The 15,752-nt window shown below is 51.0% G+C and carries 15 protein-coding genes and 1 pseudogene; 3 read left to right on the top strand and 13 right to left on the bottom strand.

From position 1 onward, the window contains the following. Positions 1 to 53: 53 nt before the first annotated feature. From GKC68_RS14140 to rluE, 8 genes are all read right to left on the bottom strand, one after another. A complete protein-coding gene (locus tag GKC68_RS14140; RefSeq protein WP_110983025.1) occupies positions 54 to 1,178 on the bottom strand; it encodes a cupin domain-containing protein in 1,125 nt (374 codons plus the stop codon). A gap of 57 nt (positions 1,179 to 1,235) precedes the next feature. Next, on the bottom strand, positions 1,236 to 2,702 hold the full coding sequence (phoQ, locus tag GKC68_RS14135) for a two-component system sensor histidine kinase PhoQ (protein ID WP_033765901.1): 1,467 nt from the start codon (positions 2,700 to 2,702) through the stop codon (positions 1,236 to 1,238). Between the two features lie 2 nt (positions 2,703 to 2,704). Then, positions 2,705 to 3,373, bottom strand: coding sequence for a two-component system response regulator PhoP (gene phoP / locus GKC68_RS14130; RefSeq protein WP_013025395.1), 669 nt, complete (start codon positions 3,371 to 3,373; stop codon positions 2,705 to 2,707). Positions 3,374 to 3,480: 107 nt separating this feature from the next. Next, positions 3,481 to 4,851, bottom strand: coding sequence for an adenylosuccinate lyase (purB, locus tag GKC68_RS14125; RefSeq protein WP_263794253.1), 1,371 nt, complete (start codon positions 4,849 to 4,851; stop codon positions 3,481 to 3,483). A gap of 42 nt (positions 4,852 to 4,893) precedes the next feature. Beyond that, on the bottom strand, positions 4,894 to 5,535 hold the full coding sequence (gene hflD / locus GKC68_RS14120; protein WP_028722446.1) for a high frequency lysogenization protein HflD: 642 nt from the start codon (positions 5,533 to 5,535) through the stop codon (positions 4,894 to 4,896). A 34-nt stretch (positions 5,536 to 5,569) separates the two neighbouring features. Next, the gene (mnmA, locus tag GKC68_RS14115) at positions 5,570 to 6,682 is read right to left on the bottom strand and encodes a tRNA 2-thiouridine(34) synthase MnmA (RefSeq protein ID WP_058706662.1); all 1,113 of its coding nucleotides are present in this window, start codon (positions 6,680 to 6,682) and stop codon (positions 5,570 to 5,572) included. A 39-nt stretch (positions 6,683 to 6,721) separates the two neighbouring features. Next, the gene (locus GKC68_RS14110) at positions 6,722 to 7,195 is read right to left on the bottom strand and encodes an NUDIX hydrolase (protein WP_263794252.1); all 474 of its coding nucleotides are present in this window, start codon (positions 7,193 to 7,195) and stop codon (positions 6,722 to 6,724) included. A 48-nt stretch (positions 7,196 to 7,243) separates the two neighbouring features. Further along, positions 7,244 to 7,903, bottom strand: coding sequence for a 23S rRNA pseudouridine(2457) synthase RluE (rluE, locus tag GKC68_RS14105; protein WP_028722449.1), 660 nt, complete (start codon positions 7,901 to 7,903; stop codon positions 7,244 to 7,246). A 110-nt stretch (positions 7,904 to 8,013) separates the two neighbouring features. Between rluE and icd the strand changes: the two genes are divergently transcribed. Then, entirely contained in the window at positions 8,014 to 9,264 is a 1,251-nt protein-coding gene (gene icd, locus GKC68_RS14100; protein ID WP_013025401.1) for an NADP-dependent isocitrate dehydrogenase, read from the top strand. A 132-nt stretch (positions 9,265 to 9,396) separates the two neighbouring features. Here the strand turns inward: icd and GKC68_RS14095 are convergent. After that, positions 9,397 to 9,833: pseudogene (locus tag GKC68_RS14095) on the bottom strand (tyrosine-type recombinase/integrase); the annotation flags it as partial. A 286-nt stretch (positions 9,834 to 10,119) separates the two neighbouring features. On the opposite strand from GKC68_RS14095, the gene GKC68_RS14090 reads away from it, so the two are divergent. Further along, positions 10,120 to 10,824, top strand: coding sequence for a carbonic anhydrase family protein (locus tag GKC68_RS14090; RefSeq protein WP_263794250.1), 705 nt, complete (start codon positions 10,120 to 10,122; stop codon positions 10,822 to 10,824). Between the two features lie 531 nt (positions 10,825 to 11,355). On the opposite strand, the gene GKC68_RS14085 is transcribed toward GKC68_RS14090, so the two are convergent. Next, positions 11,356 to 11,742 (bottom strand): RNase A-like domain-containing protein, encoded by a 387-nt coding sequence (locus tag GKC68_RS14085; protein ID WP_342656273.1) that lies wholly within the window; start codon positions 11,740 to 11,742, stop codon positions 11,356 to 11,358. Between the two features lie 114 nt (positions 11,743 to 11,856). Next, positions 11,857 to 12,180 (bottom strand): hypothetical protein, encoded by a 324-nt coding sequence (locus GKC68_RS14080; RefSeq protein WP_263794248.1) that lies wholly within the window; start codon positions 12,178 to 12,180, stop codon positions 11,857 to 11,859. Between the two features lie 408 nt (positions 12,181 to 12,588). On the opposite strand from GKC68_RS14080, the gene GKC68_RS14075 reads away from it, so the two are divergent. Next, positions 12,589 to 13,686 carry a glycosyltransferase family 9 protein gene (locus GKC68_RS14075; RefSeq protein WP_342656272.1) on the top strand — a complete coding sequence of 366 codons (1,098 nt, stop codon included), beginning with the start codon at positions 12,589 to 12,591 and terminating at the stop codon, positions 13,684 to 13,686. 59 nt (positions 13,687 to 13,745) lie between these two features. Here the strand turns inward: GKC68_RS14075 and GKC68_RS14070 are convergent, their stop codons facing one another. Together GKC68_RS14070 and stbD are read right to left on the bottom strand one after the other, a co-directional pair. After that, positions 13,746 to 14,477, bottom strand: coding sequence for a fimbrial assembly chaperone (locus GKC68_RS14070; RefSeq protein WP_047713714.1), 732 nt, complete (start codon positions 14,475 to 14,477; stop codon positions 13,746 to 13,748). Next, positions 14,443 to 15,738, bottom strand: a complete 1,296-nt coding sequence (stbD, locus tag GKC68_RS14065; RefSeq protein ID WP_230624202.1) for a fimbrial usher protein StbD — start codon at positions 15,736 to 15,738, stop codon at positions 14,443 to 14,445. The genes GKC68_RS14070 and stbD overlap by 35 nt, the downstream gene beginning before the upstream one ends. Between the last annotated feature and the right edge of the window lie 14 nt (positions 15,739 to 15,752).

The following is a 15,752-nucleotide window of genomic DNA, read 5'->3' as shown; positions in this document are numbered from 1 at the left end:
CGCGTTGCCCGACAGGGCAACGCGGCCGTTAAAATCGTGGCAACGCTAAGGCGTTATTCCGCGCTAAAGTACCAGTAACCGGCGTTGACCAGCCCGGCAATCTGCGCCAGCACCGCAGGATCGTCCAGCGCATCAGCCAAATCCTCAAGCGCGATTTCATGATTGTGCGCCAGCACAGCCATGACCGCCGGGTGCGCGCACTCAACGCGTTCGCCGTTGATATAGACGGCATTGCCCAGCGTCAGGACGCGTAAGCCGCCGAGCCGCGACAGCACATCGCCCTGCTGCAGCGCATCGTAGATTTCATCGGGCTGATAGGGCGGCTCCGGCGGCGCAACGTCGAGTTCATGTCGGGACTGCGAAATAAACTCCCCCAGCCACTGTTCAAACTGCGCTGGCTGATTCACCACATCCAGCATCACCTTGCGCAAGCCTTCGACCTCCTGCGGCAGGATCAGCGACGGGCAGTCACGCACGGGCACCTCCGGATCGCTGTAACGCAGGCTACCCAGCTCATTCGCCAGCGCGTAATCGGCAAAGCCGCTAATCAGCTCACGCCCGCTGGGCGCGCGGAAGCCCACAGAGTAGTTCAGGGCATTTTCCAGCGAGTAGCCTTCGTGCGGAAATCCGGGTGGAATATACAGAATATCGCCCGGCTCCATCTCTTCATCAATGATGGCATCGAAAGGTTCGACCTGAAGCAGATCAGGATGAGGACAATGCTGTTTCAGCGCTACTTTTTCCCCGACGCGCCAGCGACGACGGCCGGTGCCCTGAATGATAAACACATCATACTGGTCAAAGTGCGGGCCAACGCCTCCGCCGGGCACGGAAAAGGAGATCATCAGGTCGTCTAAGCGCCAGTCCGGCAGAAACCGGAAAGGGCGCATCAGCGCGGCGGAAGGCTCATGCCAGTGGTTCACCGCCTGCACCAGCAGTGACCAGTTGTTTTCACCCAGGTGGTCATAACTTTCAAACGGACCGTGGCTGACCTGCCACTTTTCGTTTTGCTGGCTGACCAGACGGCTGTCGACCTCATTTTCCATAGCTAATCCCGCCAGTTCATCAGGCGAGATGGGATCGATAAAGTTCTTGAAGCCACGCTTCAGCACCACCGGGCGCTTTTGCCAGTAACGCTGAATAAAATCGGGCCAGTTGAGATCGAGCTGATAATCCATAGAGAGATTCCGCTAAGGGCTGTAAATACCCGCAAGTATAACAGCCCGCGGCGTGAACTACTCGCGGCGATGTTCCATTTCCTGCCGCTCAAACACCACTTCCATGCGCGCACCGCCTAATGGGCTGCTGGAGGCAATCACCTTACCGGCATATTGTTCGAGAATATCGCGAACGACCGCCAGCCCCAGCCCCTGACCGGGACGTAAGGTATCGGCGCGCTGCCCACGCACAAAGATCATATCGCGTTTGCTTTCAGGAATGCCCGGGCCGTCATCATCGATATAAAGATGCAAGGCATGGTCGGTTTGATGGGCGCTGACTTCAATAAATTCCAGACAATACTTGCAGGCGTTATCCAGGACGTTACCCAGCACTTCCATAAAGTCATTCTGATCGCCGAAGAAGGTGGTTTCCGGTGAGATATCCAGCGTGATTTCGACGCCTTTGCGCTGATAAACCTTATTCAGCGCTGAACACAAGCTGTCCAGCAAACCGGACACTGAATGCAGATCGCGCTGCAGCGGATTGTGATCGGCCTGCATGCTGGCGCGGTGCAGGTAATATCCCACCTGCTGCGAAATACGGCTGATCTGCTCCAGCATAATCGGTTCGGCCTGTTCCACCGTCAGCTCTTTACCGCCGCGCAGAGAGCGCAGGGTAGTTTGCAGCACCGCCAGCGGCGTTTTCAGGCTATGGGTCAGGTCAGCAAGCGTGGTGCGGTAGCGGGTATACCGCTGGCGTTCGTTGGTCAGCAGCAGATTAAGGTTACGCACCAGCGAGCGTAACTCCTGCGGCGGATTGTCATCCAGGTTTTCACGCTGCCCGGTTTCAAGCTCGCGCACCTGAAGCGTTAAATGCCCGATTGGGCGCAGGCTCCAGTGGGCTGCCAGCCAGAGCAAGGGAACGATTAAAATCAGGTTGGCCGCCAGCACATAGCTGAACCATGACCAGACCACATCGGAATGCTGAAGCTCCTGCGGAATCGTATCGACCACCACAATGGTCAGCGCGGGCAGATTGGTCGTGGCGTCATAGCGGTTCACCGCTACCGAGTGGGTAAAGGTGTCCTGATCGTCATCGTCATTATCCCAGGCATGGAGCTGCTGCTGAGCGGTAAGGTTATCGCCCATTGCCGCCCGGCTGGTGCTGTTGTTGGTGTCTATCTCATAGAAGTCCGGCTTCAACAGCCATTCAGGTTGGATCTTTTCACGAATTTCCGGCACGTCGCGCTGCTGCCAGAGCAGTTTGCCGTGTTCATCATAAATAAATACCAGCGTTGGGAAATTGAGCATAGTGCGCTCAGGCTGGGCGATGGTGAGCTTATTATCTTTCCACTGTGCCAGGGTGAAAAATAAATTACTTTCTCCCCGCATCACGCGATAGGTATTTTTATCAAAACTTACCACATAGCCAATGACCGCAACCATGCCATAAGAAAGGGAAAGAATTAATACAATGGCGGCGGAAGCCAGTAAGAAGCGCGTCCGCAGCGAAATAGGGCGATAGCGTTTAAACCAGGACATCATCAGAGATCAAAGCGGTAGCCTTGGCCGCGAACGGTAGCGATGACTTCGTCAGAATGCAGAGCAAGAATCTTTTTACGCAGACGTCCCATTAAGACATCGATCGTGTGACTTTCACGTAATTCTGCATCGGGATAAAGCTGCAGCATCAAGGAGTCTTTACTCACCACTTTTCCGGCGTTACGAATAAGGGTTTCCACAATCGTGTATTCAAATGCGGTCAGCTTAACGGGCTGGTCGTGAATCGTGAGTTCGCGACGGGATAAATCCACCTGAAAGGGGGCCATGGCAATAATCTGCGACGCATGACCGCTGTTGCGGCGCATTAATGCCTGCAGGCGTGCGGCGACTTCCTCAATATGAAAAGGCTTTGTCACATAATCATCCGCACCGGCTTCCAGGGCTTCGACTTTCGCCTGCCAGCCCTCGCGTGCGGTCAGGACCAAAATAGGCTGACGCACGGCGTCATTACGCCAGCGACGAATTAACGACATGCCATCTTCGTCCGGTAATCCCAGATCGACCAACGCAATGTCGGGCAGATGTTCCTGGAGAAAATAATCGGCTTCTTTGGCATCTTCGGCAGCATCAACCTGATGACCCATTTCTCGCAGTTGTACTGAAAGATGGTGGCGCAGCAGGGCATTATCTTCCACAACCAGAACACGCATAGGATTTCCTTTAGCATCAGATCGAAACGAATTTTAATAAGTATAAGCGAAATGAACTAAACAGCAGGTTAACGCAGACCGGCGGGAACCGGTCTGCAGAAGGGATATTATTTCAGATCATCAACCATTTGAATGGCACGGCCAAGATAATTTGCCGGGGTCATCTGTTTTAAGCGAACTTTTTCGTCTTCCGGCAGCGCCAGGCTGTCGATAAAGGCCTGCATACCGGCCGCATCAACGCGCTTGCCACGGGTCAGTTCTTTCAACTTCTCATAAGGTTTTTCAATACCGTAGCGACGCATAACGGTCTGGATCGGCTCTGCCAGCACTTCCCAGTTGTGATCCAGTTCGTCAAGCAGACGATCGCGGTTCACTTCCAGCTTGGAAATGCCTTTCAGGGTAGCCTGATAGGCGATCAGCGCATAACCCACGCCCACGCCAAGGTTACGCAGCACGGTAGAATCGGTCAGATCGCGCTGCCAGCGGGAAACCGGCAGTTTGCTGGCCAGGTGCTGCATCACGGCGTTTGCCAGGCCCAGATTGCCTTCTGAGTTTTCGAAGTCAATCGGGTTAACTTTATGCGGCATAGTGGAAGAGCCGATTTCGCCCGCGATGGTTTTTTGTTTGAAATGGTTGAGCGCCACATAGCCCCAGATATCGCGATCGAAATCGATCAGGATGGTGTTAAAGCGGGCGATGCAGTCGAACAGCTCGGCAATATAGTCGTGTGGCTCAATCTGGGTGGTGTAGGGATTCCAGGTAATGCCCAGCGAGGTCACAAATTCTTCGCTCAACTGGTGCCAGTCGGCTTCCGGGTAAGCGGCAATGTGCGCGTTATAGTTGCCCACGGCACCGTTGATTTTGCCCAGCACTTCAATCTGCGACAGCTGGCGCAGCTGACGTTCCATACGGTAGGCCACGTTGGCCATCTCTTTACCCATGGTGGACGGCGTTGCGGGCTGACCGTGAGTGCGTGACAGCAGAGGAATATCACGGTATTCCTGCGCCAGTCCTTTTACTGCGGCAATCAGCTGCTGCCAGTAGGGCAGAATGACATCGCGACGCGCCGTTTCCAGCATTAACGCGTGAGACAGGTTATTGATGTCTTCAGAGGTACAGGCGAAATGTATAAACTCAGACACCGCGTGCAGCGCAGGCACGTCAGCCACTTTTTCTTTCAGAAAATACTCAACCGCTTTCACGTCATGGTTAGTGGTGCGCTCAATCGTTTTGATGCGCGCGGCGTCCGTTTCATTGAAACTGGTGACAATCCCATCAAGGAAAGCGTTTGCGTCAGCATCAAATGCAGGAACTTCCTTGATCTCTGCGGTCGCAGCCAGTTTTTGTAACCAGCGAACTTCAACCTCAACGCGGAACTTCAGCAAACCAAACTCGCTGAAGATTGCGCGCAGTGGGCTGACTTTATCGCCGTAACGACCATCGACAGGTGAGACGGCGGTCAGAGAGGATAATTCCATCAGTGCAACTCCTGATTCATTTACGGTGTTTGCCCCACAGACTCAGTAAGCCAGTGGCAGGCGGGATAAAAGGGTTTTGGCTTCGCGCAGCAGGCGCTGGCGCGAAAACATCAGCTGCAGTCGGCCTCCGCCGACCTGCTGCCAGAGTACGGCGGCACGAATACCGGCCAGCAATGTGGCGCGAACTTTACTTTGTAACAGGGAATTCTGCAGGACAGCCGGGGAACCGGTAACCTGAATGCGCGGCCCGAGCGGGCTGATGACATCCACATAAATACCGGCCATGGCGCTCAAAATCGTGTCCGATTCCAGTTCATAATGCGCCAGTTGGCGATCGAGCTGGCTGATGCGCTGGGCCAGCGTATTCATGGCCTGCTTATTGGCATTCAGTTTGCGCTCCAGCACCATCAGACTCAGCGTATAACGGGTCAGCTCTGCGCTGGCGCCTTTACGGTTGCTGCTGTTCAGCACCGCCATCAGGGTTTCAAGCCCAAGGCGCAGGTTAGCTTCATTGTTGCCGAATACGGCCAGCGTGGAGGTGGGGTTGAGATCAAGCACGCTGCGCAGGGATACCGTCAGTGCTTCAGGCTGACAGTGCCCCTGATTGGCTAACTGCTGCACCAGATGGGCAGCCTGGCAAATGCCCGCCAGCGCGAGGGTAATTTCCTGATAGTTTTTTGCCACGGTCACTCCTGTTTACGCGTTAGTAGCGCCGGTCTTATGCGGCAACCCAAGGCAAGCGTTCTTCAATGATGCCGCCACCCAGGCAAACATCGCCAAGGTAGAACACCGCAGACTGCCCCGGGGTGACCGCGGCAACCGGTTCGTCGAACCGGACTTCAATTTTGTCATCGCCCTGCGGAATGATCTCGCAGGGGATGTCGGTCTGGCGATAGCGGGTTTTCACCGTACAGCGCAGCGGTGCGCTGAGCGGCTGACGATCGACCCAGTGCAGTTGCTGGGCGATGAGGCCGACCGACATCAGACGCGGGTGATCGCCACCCTGTGCCACGATCAAACGGTTACGCGCCACGTCTTTATCAACCACATACCAGGGATCGTCTTTGCTTTCTTTCATACCGCCGATGCCCAGCCCTTTGCGCTGGCCCAGCGTATGGTACATCAGCCCCTGATGCTCACCGACAACCTGACCGTCAACGGTTTCGATTTCACCGGGCTGAGCGGGCAGGTAACGTGCCAGGAATTCACGGAACTTGCGTTCACCGATGAAACAAATGCCGGTGGAATCTTTTTTCTTCGCCGTAATCAGCTCAAGCTGTTCAGCAATGCGGCGGACTTCTGGTTTTTCCAGCTCGCCGACCGGAAACAGGCTCTGGGCAATTTGTTCGTGGCTGAGCGTATAAAGGAAGTAGCTCTGGTCTTTGTTGCCATCCCGTCCGCGCAGCAGGTGGCTGCGGCCGTCACTGTCCTGACGACGGACGTAGTGACCGGTTGCGATAAAGTCTGCGCCCAGATCTTCTGCGGCAAACTCCAGAAACGCTTTGAACTTAATTTCTTTATTACACAGGATATCGGGATTCGGTGTGCGACCGGCTTTGTACTCTTCAAGGAAGTGCTCAAAGACGTTATCCCAGTATTCTGCCGCAAAATTCACTTTGTGCAGTTTAATACCCAGTTTGTCGCACACGGCTTGCGCATCCGCCAGATCGTCAGCGGCGGTACAATACTCCTCGCCATCGTCTTCCTCCCAGTTCTTCATGAACAGGCCTTCAACCTGATAGCCCTGCTGTTGCAGTAACCAGGCGGAAACGGAAGAATCGACGCCGCCGGACATCCCGACGATCACTTTTTTCTGGCAGTTATCAGACATCACAAGCTCGCAAAACAATAAAACAGGCGGCGCATTCTATCACGCTGAAGTCGGGTACGCACCTGCATGAAACGGCCAGTTGAACGGGCTGATCAGGTCTAACGGGTAGCGAACCCCCTGTTGCCATCGACGTACGCTTTCTGCCACCAGCGGCGAACGCAGGTTAGATGCCGTCAGTATCTGCTCTGGCGGCAGCCACCAGCAGCGGTCAATGTCGCTGTCCTGCGGAGCGGTAGGCAGTGGCGCATCCAGATCCAGACCAAACAGAAACCGCACAAAAGGCGTGTTATCGGGGGCTATCCACTGGTTGATTCCAATAAAATACTGTACCGCGGCGTCAATTCCTGTCTCTTCAATCAGTTCACGTTGGGCGGCTTCGAGGAGCGTTTCGTCGGCTTCAAGATGACCGGCGGGCTGGTTCCAGGTTGCCACACCGTTCACCCGTTCTTCCACAACCAGAAGTTTTCCCTGTGCCTGTACCAGGCACGCCACGGTGACATGCGGTTTAAACATCAATCCTCCGGAATTGTTAACTTAAAGTTATGGAAATGATAACAGCATTCAGACTAAGGTGCTGATATCCCGCCATTCGCCGGGGGCCAGATTATCCAGCACAAAGTCACCCATCGCATAGCGCACCAGGCGCAATGTCGGGAAGCCAATATGGGCGGTCATGCGTCTGACCTGGCGGTTGCGTCCTTCATACAGGGTGATTTTCAGCCACTGCGTGGGTATCGCTTTTCGCTCACGAATGGGCGGCTGACGTGCCCACAACCAGTCGGGTTCTGCTACTTTTTCGATACCGGCTGGCAGAGTCAGGCCGTCTTTCAGATTAACCCCATCCCGAAGGGGCTGCAGATCGCGCTCTTCTGGCGCGCCTTCAACCTGAACAAAATAAATCTTGCCGGTACGCTTGCCGGGCTGGGTGAGCGCGGCCTGCAAGGCGCCATCGTTGGTCAGCACCATCAGTCCTTCACTGTCGCGGTCAAGACGACCCGCGGCATAAACCTCGCTCACATCAATAAAATCTTTAAGCGTCCGGCGGCCGGCTTCGTCCGTAAACTGCGGTAACACATCAAAGGGTTTATTGAACAGGAGCACGCGCCTGACGGCAGGCGGCGCTACCGCTTTACGTTGTACGGGGCGAGTTTGTCGGCTGAATCGTTTATTTGGTTGAGAAGTCTGATTAGTTTTTCGCATAAGCTTTGCAGTCTGAAACATTCAGCGCATTATAACGCGAAATTGCGGTGATTGGCGTGGCGTCAATATTCAAGTAGTATTGACGCGCATCTTACAAATCATTAACAAAAAATCGCTCGAAGGAGAGGTTAATGGAAAGCAAAGTAGTTGTTCCGGCGGAAGGTCAGAAAATCACCCTGAATCAAGGCAAACTGGTTGTACCAAACAACCCGGTTATCCCTTATATCGAAGGGGATGGTATCGGTGTTGATGTTTCACCAGTGATGCTGAAAGTGGTTGATGCCGCTGTGAAAAAAGCCTACAACGGCGAGCGTAAAATCTCCTGGATGGAGATTTATACCGGCGAAAAATCGGTTGAACTCTACGGTCAGGATGTCTGGCTGCCGCAAGAAACCCTCGATTTAATCAAAGAATACCGCGTAGCGATCAAAGGTCCACTGACCACGCCAGTCGGCGGCGGCATCCGTTCTCTGAACGTTGCGCTGCGTCAGGAACTTGATCTGTACGTTTGTCTGCGTCCGGTTCGTTACTACACCGGCACACCAAGCCCGGTTAAACGTCCTGAAGATACCGATATGGTGATCTTCCGCGAAAACTCAGAAGATATCTATGCCGGTATCGAGTGGAAAGCGGGCACGGCAGAAGCCGACAAGGTGATCAAATTCCTGCGCGAAGAAATGGGCGTGAAGAAAATTCGCTTCCCCCAAAACTGCGGCATCGGCGTTAAGCCTTGTTCGGAGGAGGGGACCAAGCGCCTGGTGCGTGCGGCCGTGGAATACACCATCACTAACGATCGTGATTCACTGACGCTGGTTCACAAAGGCAACATCATGAAGTTCACCGAAGGCTCATTCAAAGACTGGGGTTACCAGTTAGTGAAAGAAGAGTTCGGCGGCGAACTGATCGATGGCGGCCCATGGATGAAGTTTAAAAATCCAAACACCGGCAAAGAGATCGTTGTGAAAGACGTGATCGCGGATGCCTTCCTGCAGCAAATCCTGCTGCGTCCGGCTGAATACGACGTCATCGCCTGTATGAACCTGAACGGCGACTACATTTCTGACGCCCTGGCGGCGCAGGTTGGCGGTATTGGTATCGCACCAGGCGCAAACATCGGTGACGAATGTGCTCTGTTCGAAGCCACCCACGGTACAGCACCGAAGTATGCGGGTCAGGACAAAGTGAACCCTGGTTCCGTTATCCTGTCAGCTGAAATGATGCTGCGTCATATGGAATGGTTTGAAGCCGCAGACCTGATTGTTAAAGGCATGGAAGGCGCAATCGCTGCCAAGACCGTGACCTATGACTTCGAACGTCTGATGGATGGCGCTAAACTGCTGAAATGTTCAGAGTTTGGTGACGCGATTATCGCGAACATGTAATCCAGATGTCGGGTTAAACAAGAACGGGAGCCGATTGGTTCCCGTTTTTTATTATTAGTAACCTAATGTTTATCAAAACGCTTATCATGTTTATAATTCTGGTTTCTAACTAAAATTTTCTGAAAACAGACTTCATCTCATGAAATCTATTTTAACCCAGCCCTTTCCCCTGACATCATGATATTGCACTGTTTGGTTCACAGATTTATGACTTGACAGTTTCTGTGTATCTATACCTTGTGCTTTATAAAGACGTTCTGCTAAAGAACGCTGTTCATGAAAGGTTGCTGGTGTACCATCACCCAATCTGTTTTAGCTTTATCGCTTGCCTTGCTGAAGTTCATAGTTATTGTATTTGATTTGACCATGAAACCCCGCTCCGCCATTGAGGTGGTCCAAAAAAAGTGTGCTAAATAGTTACTCACTGCAGAGTCACAGCAATGCGCAATTACATCCCTTAAACGCCAGTTAATCGCGTTGAGTCTCAGGGACAGCGGAATCGCTAGCTTGCCCCCCGTCTTGCCCTGAACGATATGGCGTTGGTCATCCCAAATATCGCTGAATTTCATAGGTTATGTAATGCAGGGTTTTAATATGTCCCAGACTTTAACTATCTTAACTTTTCACTTGTTATCATAAGAGTTGGACGTAAATCAGAAATGATTCAGGCGTTTTCATAAGTCAGAATTTTTCATTTAATGGTTAGATTTTTCCAATGTTTTAGATAAAAATCCTATTTTAATTAAAACCCTGGATAAATAATTGCATCTTTTTCAGTTCATTCATATTATGAATCTCTGGCATGACAATGAAAGTAAATAAATGAAAAGGTCACTAATTTGCCTGAGTTTTTTTATGGCATTTTCCGCATTCGTAAAAGCCGACACAGGTAATCAATGGAGTTATGAAGGGTTGGCTGGCCCTGAACATTGGGGAGAACTCGGTCAAGAATACCACATGTGTCATGATGGTAAATTTCAGTCACCAATTGATATTAAAAATGTTATAAATGGTGAGCTCCCACCCTTAAAAATTGAATTTCATAAGTCGGCGGAGTCCATAGTTAATAATGGACATACAATCCAGGTCGATGTAAATGATGAAGATGATTTTATCATTGATGGCGAGGTCTTCAATTTAAAGCAGTATCACTTTCATGCACCTGGCGAAAACCTGATAAATGGAAAATCTTTTCCTTTAGAAGCGCACTTTGTACACGCTAATGACAAAGGGGAGCTCGCAGTTGTAGGTGTAATGTACGAAGTGGGCGAAGAAAATCCGGCAATTGAAACATTGATTAAGAAAATACCAGGTAAAACTAATGATAAAATCAGCCTTGTTGAGCGTGTTGATTTAAGCACATTATTTCCCACTGATCATCACTATTACAGATTCAGTGGTTCGTTAACGACACCACCTTGTTCAGAAGGGCTGCGCTGGTTCATTATGAAACAACCTGTTCAAATTTCACAATCGCAACTTAAAGTTATCCAGGATGCGTTAAAAGGTAGCAATAACAGACCAGTGCAGCCCTTGAATGGTAGAGTAATCGTGCAGTAATGAAGTCTTCTACTTCTGGAAATCAGTCCTGTAGGTTGCTCGTTTTTTTTTCGAAGGCGTTTTTTACGTTTCTAAGTGTATAAAAAAGCGTTCAAAGGGAATAACCCGCATCAAATTTCAGGTGGCGGAGGTTTTTGTTGAAGGATATCTGGCAATGCTTGATGTGCGGCTTGAAATGGATTGTGAGTTTTAACATCCCATCTTATATAACGATTTTACAGCCCTCTGTCAGGGCTGTTCGTGCCTGTCATCGAAGTGACTAAATCATTTTCCAGGAAACTGCGCCATGTTTCCCCCCAGGGTTCAGGGCGAAAATGATCGCCGGCTAACTGCTCTAACGTTGATTTCAGTTCCTCATCATCAGAGATACTCAGTAACGATCTAATTTCACTACGGGCGTCTGTTCTTGAGAGAACATTGGTATCAAAATAACAGGAGGCTATCTCGTCGACAGAGTGGCCAAAGTCGTCGTGATAACAACTGAAATAAACGGTTAAAATCTCGCGCATGACTGGGTAAGTCATCTTATCTTTACCCCATCCACGGATAAGACGTGAGGACATAGTATGGCTTCCCGTTGTAGAATTTTTTAAGCAAAACAACCCTCACGCTTGAGCATGTTTCTTTGATCGAACTGCCTTGCCTGAAACCGTAACCCATTGCAGTCTTACTTCTGTAAACACGCTCAAGTGGCCCGGTCTTTTTCGCCCACTTAGCCCAGTATATGATTTTGAGTCGCTTAGCCTTCAAAGCCAAACTTATTGCTTGTTCAGCCATTTGACAGGCGTAATAAGATGAAACTGACTGCATTTGCGGGTTACGCGCAAGACGGGCCAGTAATTCATTTTCTGGAATGGCAACGTGTTTTGCGATGGTGTGGCCGCCAGCTTTAATTCCTTTGATCGCGTTGTGTTCCATCAATTTAAATTTCCCGGCACGAATATACACAACGCGGGCTGCGACGATAGCGAGATGAAATGCAGCGGGCACACTCACATCGACAGTCAGGCCGATGTTCCAGGCGGTATTATCTTAAGCTCCAGATTGTTTTGCCAGTGCAACGGCCGCCTGATAAGGGGCTGTTCGGGTATCTTTACCCGTAATGATCCTGTTCGCTGCGGCGTTTATCGTATCCATACTGTGCGCACCAACCACAACGCAGGCCGCTTTGGTCAGCCCGGTGGGTTCAGGTGCCATGCATAGTGTTGTAGCACCTGCCAGTTCAACGCTACCCATGAGCAGATCAAGGCCGCCCAACAGACGGTTACTCATAACCTCAGATTCAGTGACGGCCTTATCCGATAACACCGCCGCCAGTTGAACGGGTGACATTACAATCTGTTTGGCGTTATCCATAACGTTTCCCTCAAATGATGTCTTCCATGCTAAATAAACCGTCTGCGTTACGCAAAAATCACACCCAAGTATGATGGGGGGGGGCTGCGCACCGATACATAAGCACTTATGTAAGGACACCCGTTTTAGTTCCACGCACTCTTTGAACGCTCTGGGGTTTTTGGCTCTGAAGCAGACTCTGCATCTGCCATGGGTGTTAATCCCACCCGCCTTAGGCTGGGCACGATGTGCATGCGATAACTTACCTACTGGTGCTAGCGCTGACTTCGCCCTTAACGATTTATGCTATATACTGCGCCCGCAGTTTTTCACTAGTCTGCGTGGATTAAGACAGTGCGTCTGCTTCATCACGTAGCGCAGGTTCCCAAGCATACCGCAAGGATTATAAGGCGTCAGTCAGGACTACGTATGAGTAAAATCGCAAAACAAAAAGCCGCCAGATTATTCCTGTCGTTGTGGACATTGACGGGTTATCGCGTCAAAAAAATTGCCCGTTTTTCTGAGCAACACAAACTCAAAAGCATCGCAATTATTTCGAACACGGCCCTTGGCGATTTTATGTTTAATACGCCCGCGATTGGCGCGATAAAAAACCGCTGGCCTGATGCCAAAATCGTTATGGTAATCCAGCCACGTAATCTTGCGCTGGTAGAAAAAAGCCCGCTGATTGACAAAATTTTATACTGGGACGGTAAAGTCGGCGGCATGATGAAACTGGTTAAAGCGTTACGCAAAGAGCAGGTTGAGGCAACCTTTATCATGCACTCGCGCGCACCCTATGACATTGTCGCCGCCTCATTGGCAGGGTCTGACTATATACTGAAAGACGTTTACTATGCGGATTACCAGGGGCAAGAAAACTTTATTCTGGAAAACTGCCTGTCCGCGTTTTATGACAACCGGAAGCAAGGCAATATTCATCTCATTCATCAGAAAAAAGATATGTTAAGTTCTGTCGGTATTACAATGCCGTCAGAAAATATGTTTATTCCGGCGCCCTACAAACGTCAGAGTCATAGCTCACCAGTTGTGGGTATCCATGCTGGCGCATCGAGTTTAGAACGATGCTGGCCTGACCGCTCTTATTCACAACTCATTGATATGTTACTTTCCCGTCATGCCGACCTGACCATTGAACTCGTGGGGGCGCCGGGTGAAAAGGCCCTGAATCAACGCATCATTGAAGGCATGAAGATGCCCAGTGAACGGGTAAAAAACGTGGCAGGTACCACAAACCTTATTCAACTGGCGGAAAAGATCAGCGGCTTTAAAACCCTGGTGGTGGGCGATACGGGTCCCTTGCATCTTGCCGTAGCAGTGCAGACGCCGACAGTCGCATTGTTCAGCGATCAGAATGCGATTGATGGTGCTGCGCCTGTTCAGGACAGCGCGATTCATCAGGTGTTGTCCCCCGCAGACGAGTCTGATGGGGTAAAAGGGATAAGTAGTGTTAAGGTCTGCAACGCCGTAGAGCGCAATCTGGTCGGTCAGGACACCGCATTGTAACGTTAATATTGTCCGGGCGCTGAACGTACGCCCGGATAATATTGTCTTCGATTTACTGCTTAACCTGACGCAGTCTGAGGTTCAATACTGGACTGATAGCGGGACGCATTCCCCTGATCATCAATGACTTCATAGTGAATATTATCACCGGCGTGAAGCCCGGCCTTAACCGGTATCGTAATTGATGAAAAGGGGGCAATCATGATGTCTTTCAGCACTTCGTTGGCTACTTCAGCATTCATGCTGGTAAACCATGGCGCGGGATTCATGATTCTCAGCGCCCGATCATGTTGAATAAAGCGTAATTTTTTTGCGTCTTTCGTCTGAGGAGCGCTAAGTCCGGCGGGGCGGACAAACACCTTGAGACGCAGACGCAAGGGTAACACGACTTTTCGGGCGGCGTTGCCTGACGTCCTGGTCAACGCCGGAATCTGATAAATATTCAGCCAGTACAGGTTCTCTTTATCGGCATTCAGGCCCGTTCGGGATGTCAGCATTAGCCGCAACGAACGCATCTCGCCCGGCATCATTTTCAATACCGGTGGTACGACCATCACAGGTGTTTTACTTTTATCGGGCGACAGATGGATATCACCTTCATCCGTCCAGATTTGTACAATGGCAGGGCTTTCTGCCTTGTTTATCAGGTTTACGGATTGTGCAGTGTCCCCAGCGTTAAAAACAATCCGTGTTTTATCGATATTCACGGCGGCCAGATTGGCGCCCGGTAGCACAAACATCGACAGCAGCATGAATCTACTGAAAACTAACAACGACCTGTAACTGAGCATTGACGGTTCCTGCAGTAGTGATCTGTCCGGGAATGGCTTCAAGCGAGGCGGTGAAGTCTCCTTGATAGGTTTCACCATGACTTGAGGAAACCAGTGAGGTTAGGTCTTTATAGGCATACCATCCACGACTGTTTCCTGAACCGGTGCTGGTAAAATCCGGTAATAAATTCATGGCTGTTCCATTGCTGTTATAGATTTTTATTCCTACACCTGACGCAACGTCGCTATCGCCATACCGGGTGTCCAGTAGCCAGGTCAAGCCGCCGCCGCTGGTCGCCAGGCCAAGGCTGTTCGCCTTAGCCACGGCGTTGGGTTGATTGACCAGAAAGCCCATGGCGACATTCGCTGCGCTGCTGGTTGACGCGTTGATGCTGGAAATCGCGCCCGATTCACACTGAATCGCGACAGAAAAGGGCGCCTGACTGTTACCGCCTGCGGCCAGCGTGGCGGTGCTGACGGTAGGAAGCAATACGACGGAAGGGTAATCTTTCACTTCACAGATTGCACCGCGGACATAGGTGACGTTTTTATATGTGCTCCAGCCGCCAGGCCAGTTGTTGTGAAATCCGTTCCAGACAGTGTTACTGTCTTTGCCTTCATCAAGGTTATTTGTATCTAACCCTGGTCCTTTAAAAGCGATATATCCCCGTGGTTGTGCATGGCCATCGACGTAACGATTAGCGCTGTTTCCGTAATAGCGGGTAGAGTCAATTTTAAACATCTCATAAAGCACATTACTGAAAGCGCTGGCGGGGATATAAATATACTGTCCATCGGAATACCAGTCATCAGCGGTGAGTTTACGGCTCTTCCAGTAACGGCTGTAATATTCTCCTGTGGCAAGATTAGTCAAGCGAACGGCAACATTTTTCACATAGTCATAATAAGCACCGTCGACTTCGCTGGTGCTGTTTTTCCCGGCAAAGGTTGAATCGCCATTGGTGGCGTACATTTCATACAGTTTATCGGCATCGGCCAGCGCGCACCGATAAAGAATCTGATTCGGCGTGTAGGCTTTGTTAGTGGATGCTGTCAGAAAATTACCCACTGAACTCGCCAGCAGCGTACCAGAGGGTTGAAAAGTATTGCCCGTGTTGATGCTGATGATCGACGGCAGGCCCACATTGCCTGAGCAGTTATCGCAGGCACCTGACCACGAACTTGCCGTGTAACCTGCCTCCTTCGCTTCCGTTGAAAGTGAAGATGCGCTCGTTACCTTGCTGCAGTTTGCCAGCAGCGGCAGCGGCGTTGCGCTCAGCATTGCGATGAAGAAAA

This window comes from Pantoea sp. RSPAM1 (assembly GCF_038816185.1).
Classification (GTDB): Bacteria; Pseudomonadota; Gammaproteobacteria; order Enterobacterales; family Enterobacteriaceae; genus Pantoea; species Pantoea ananatis.
Note: the sequence above shows the minus strand (reverse complement) of the source record. Positions and strands in the feature narration are given on the sequence as shown.

What these genes read in the sequence shown, in the direction of transcription:
- mnmA (WP_058706662.1), bottom strand. Translation starts at nt 6,682, where the DNA reads ATGTCTGATAACTGCCAGAAAAAAGTGATCGTCGGGATGTCCGGCGGC.
- GKC68_RS14080 (WP_263794248.1), bottom strand. Translation starts at nt 12,180, where the DNA reads ATGGATAACGCCAAACAGATTGTAATGTCACCCGTTCAACTGGCGGCG.
- GKC68_RS14090 (WP_263794250.1), top strand. Translation starts at nt 10,120, where the DNA reads ATGGCATTTTCCGCATTCGTAAAAGCCGACACAGGTAATCAATGGAGT.
- rluE (WP_028722449.1), bottom strand. Translation starts at nt 7,903, where the DNA reads ATGTTTCAGACTGCAAAGCTTATGCGAAAAACTAATCAGACTTCTCAA.
- GKC68_RS14140 (WP_110983025.1), bottom strand. Translation starts at nt 1,178, where the DNA reads ATGGATTATCAGCTCGATCTCAACTGGCCCGATTTTATTCAGCGTTAC.
- GKC68_RS14075 (WP_342656272.1), top strand. Translation starts at nt 12,589, where the DNA reads ATGAGTAAAATCGCAAAACAAAAAGCCGCCAGATTATTCCTGTCGTTG.
- phoQ (WP_033765901.1), bottom strand. Translation starts at nt 2,702, where the DNA reads ATGTCCTGGTTTAAACGCTATCGCCCTATTTCGCTGCGGACGCGCTTC.
- stbD (WP_230624202.1), bottom strand. Translation starts at nt 15,738, where the DNA reads ATGCTGAGCGCAACGCCGCTGCCGCTGCTGGCAAACTGCAGCAAGGTA.
- purB (WP_263794253.1), bottom strand. Translation starts at nt 4,851, where the DNA reads ATGGAATTATCCTCTCTGACCGCCGTCTCACCTGTCGATGGTCGTTAC.
- GKC68_RS14085 (WP_342656273.1), bottom strand. Translation starts at nt 11,742, where the DNA reads ATGGAACACAACGCGATCAAAGGAATTAAAGCTGGCGGCCACACCATC.
- icd (WP_013025401.1), top strand. Translation starts at nt 8,014, where the DNA reads ATGGAAAGCAAAGTAGTTGTTCCGGCGGAAGGTCAGAAAATCACCCTG.
- GKC68_RS14070 (WP_047713714.1), bottom strand. Translation starts at nt 14,477, where the DNA reads ATGCTCAGTTACAGGTCGTTGTTAGTTTTCAGTAGATTCATGCTGCTG.
- phoP (WP_013025395.1), bottom strand. Translation starts at nt 3,373, where the DNA reads ATGCGTGTTCTGGTTGTGGAAGATAATGCCCTGCTGCGCCACCATCTT.
- GKC68_RS14110 (WP_263794252.1), bottom strand. Translation starts at nt 7,195, where the DNA reads ATGTTTAAACCGCATGTCACCGTGGCGTGCCTGGTACAGGCACAGGGA.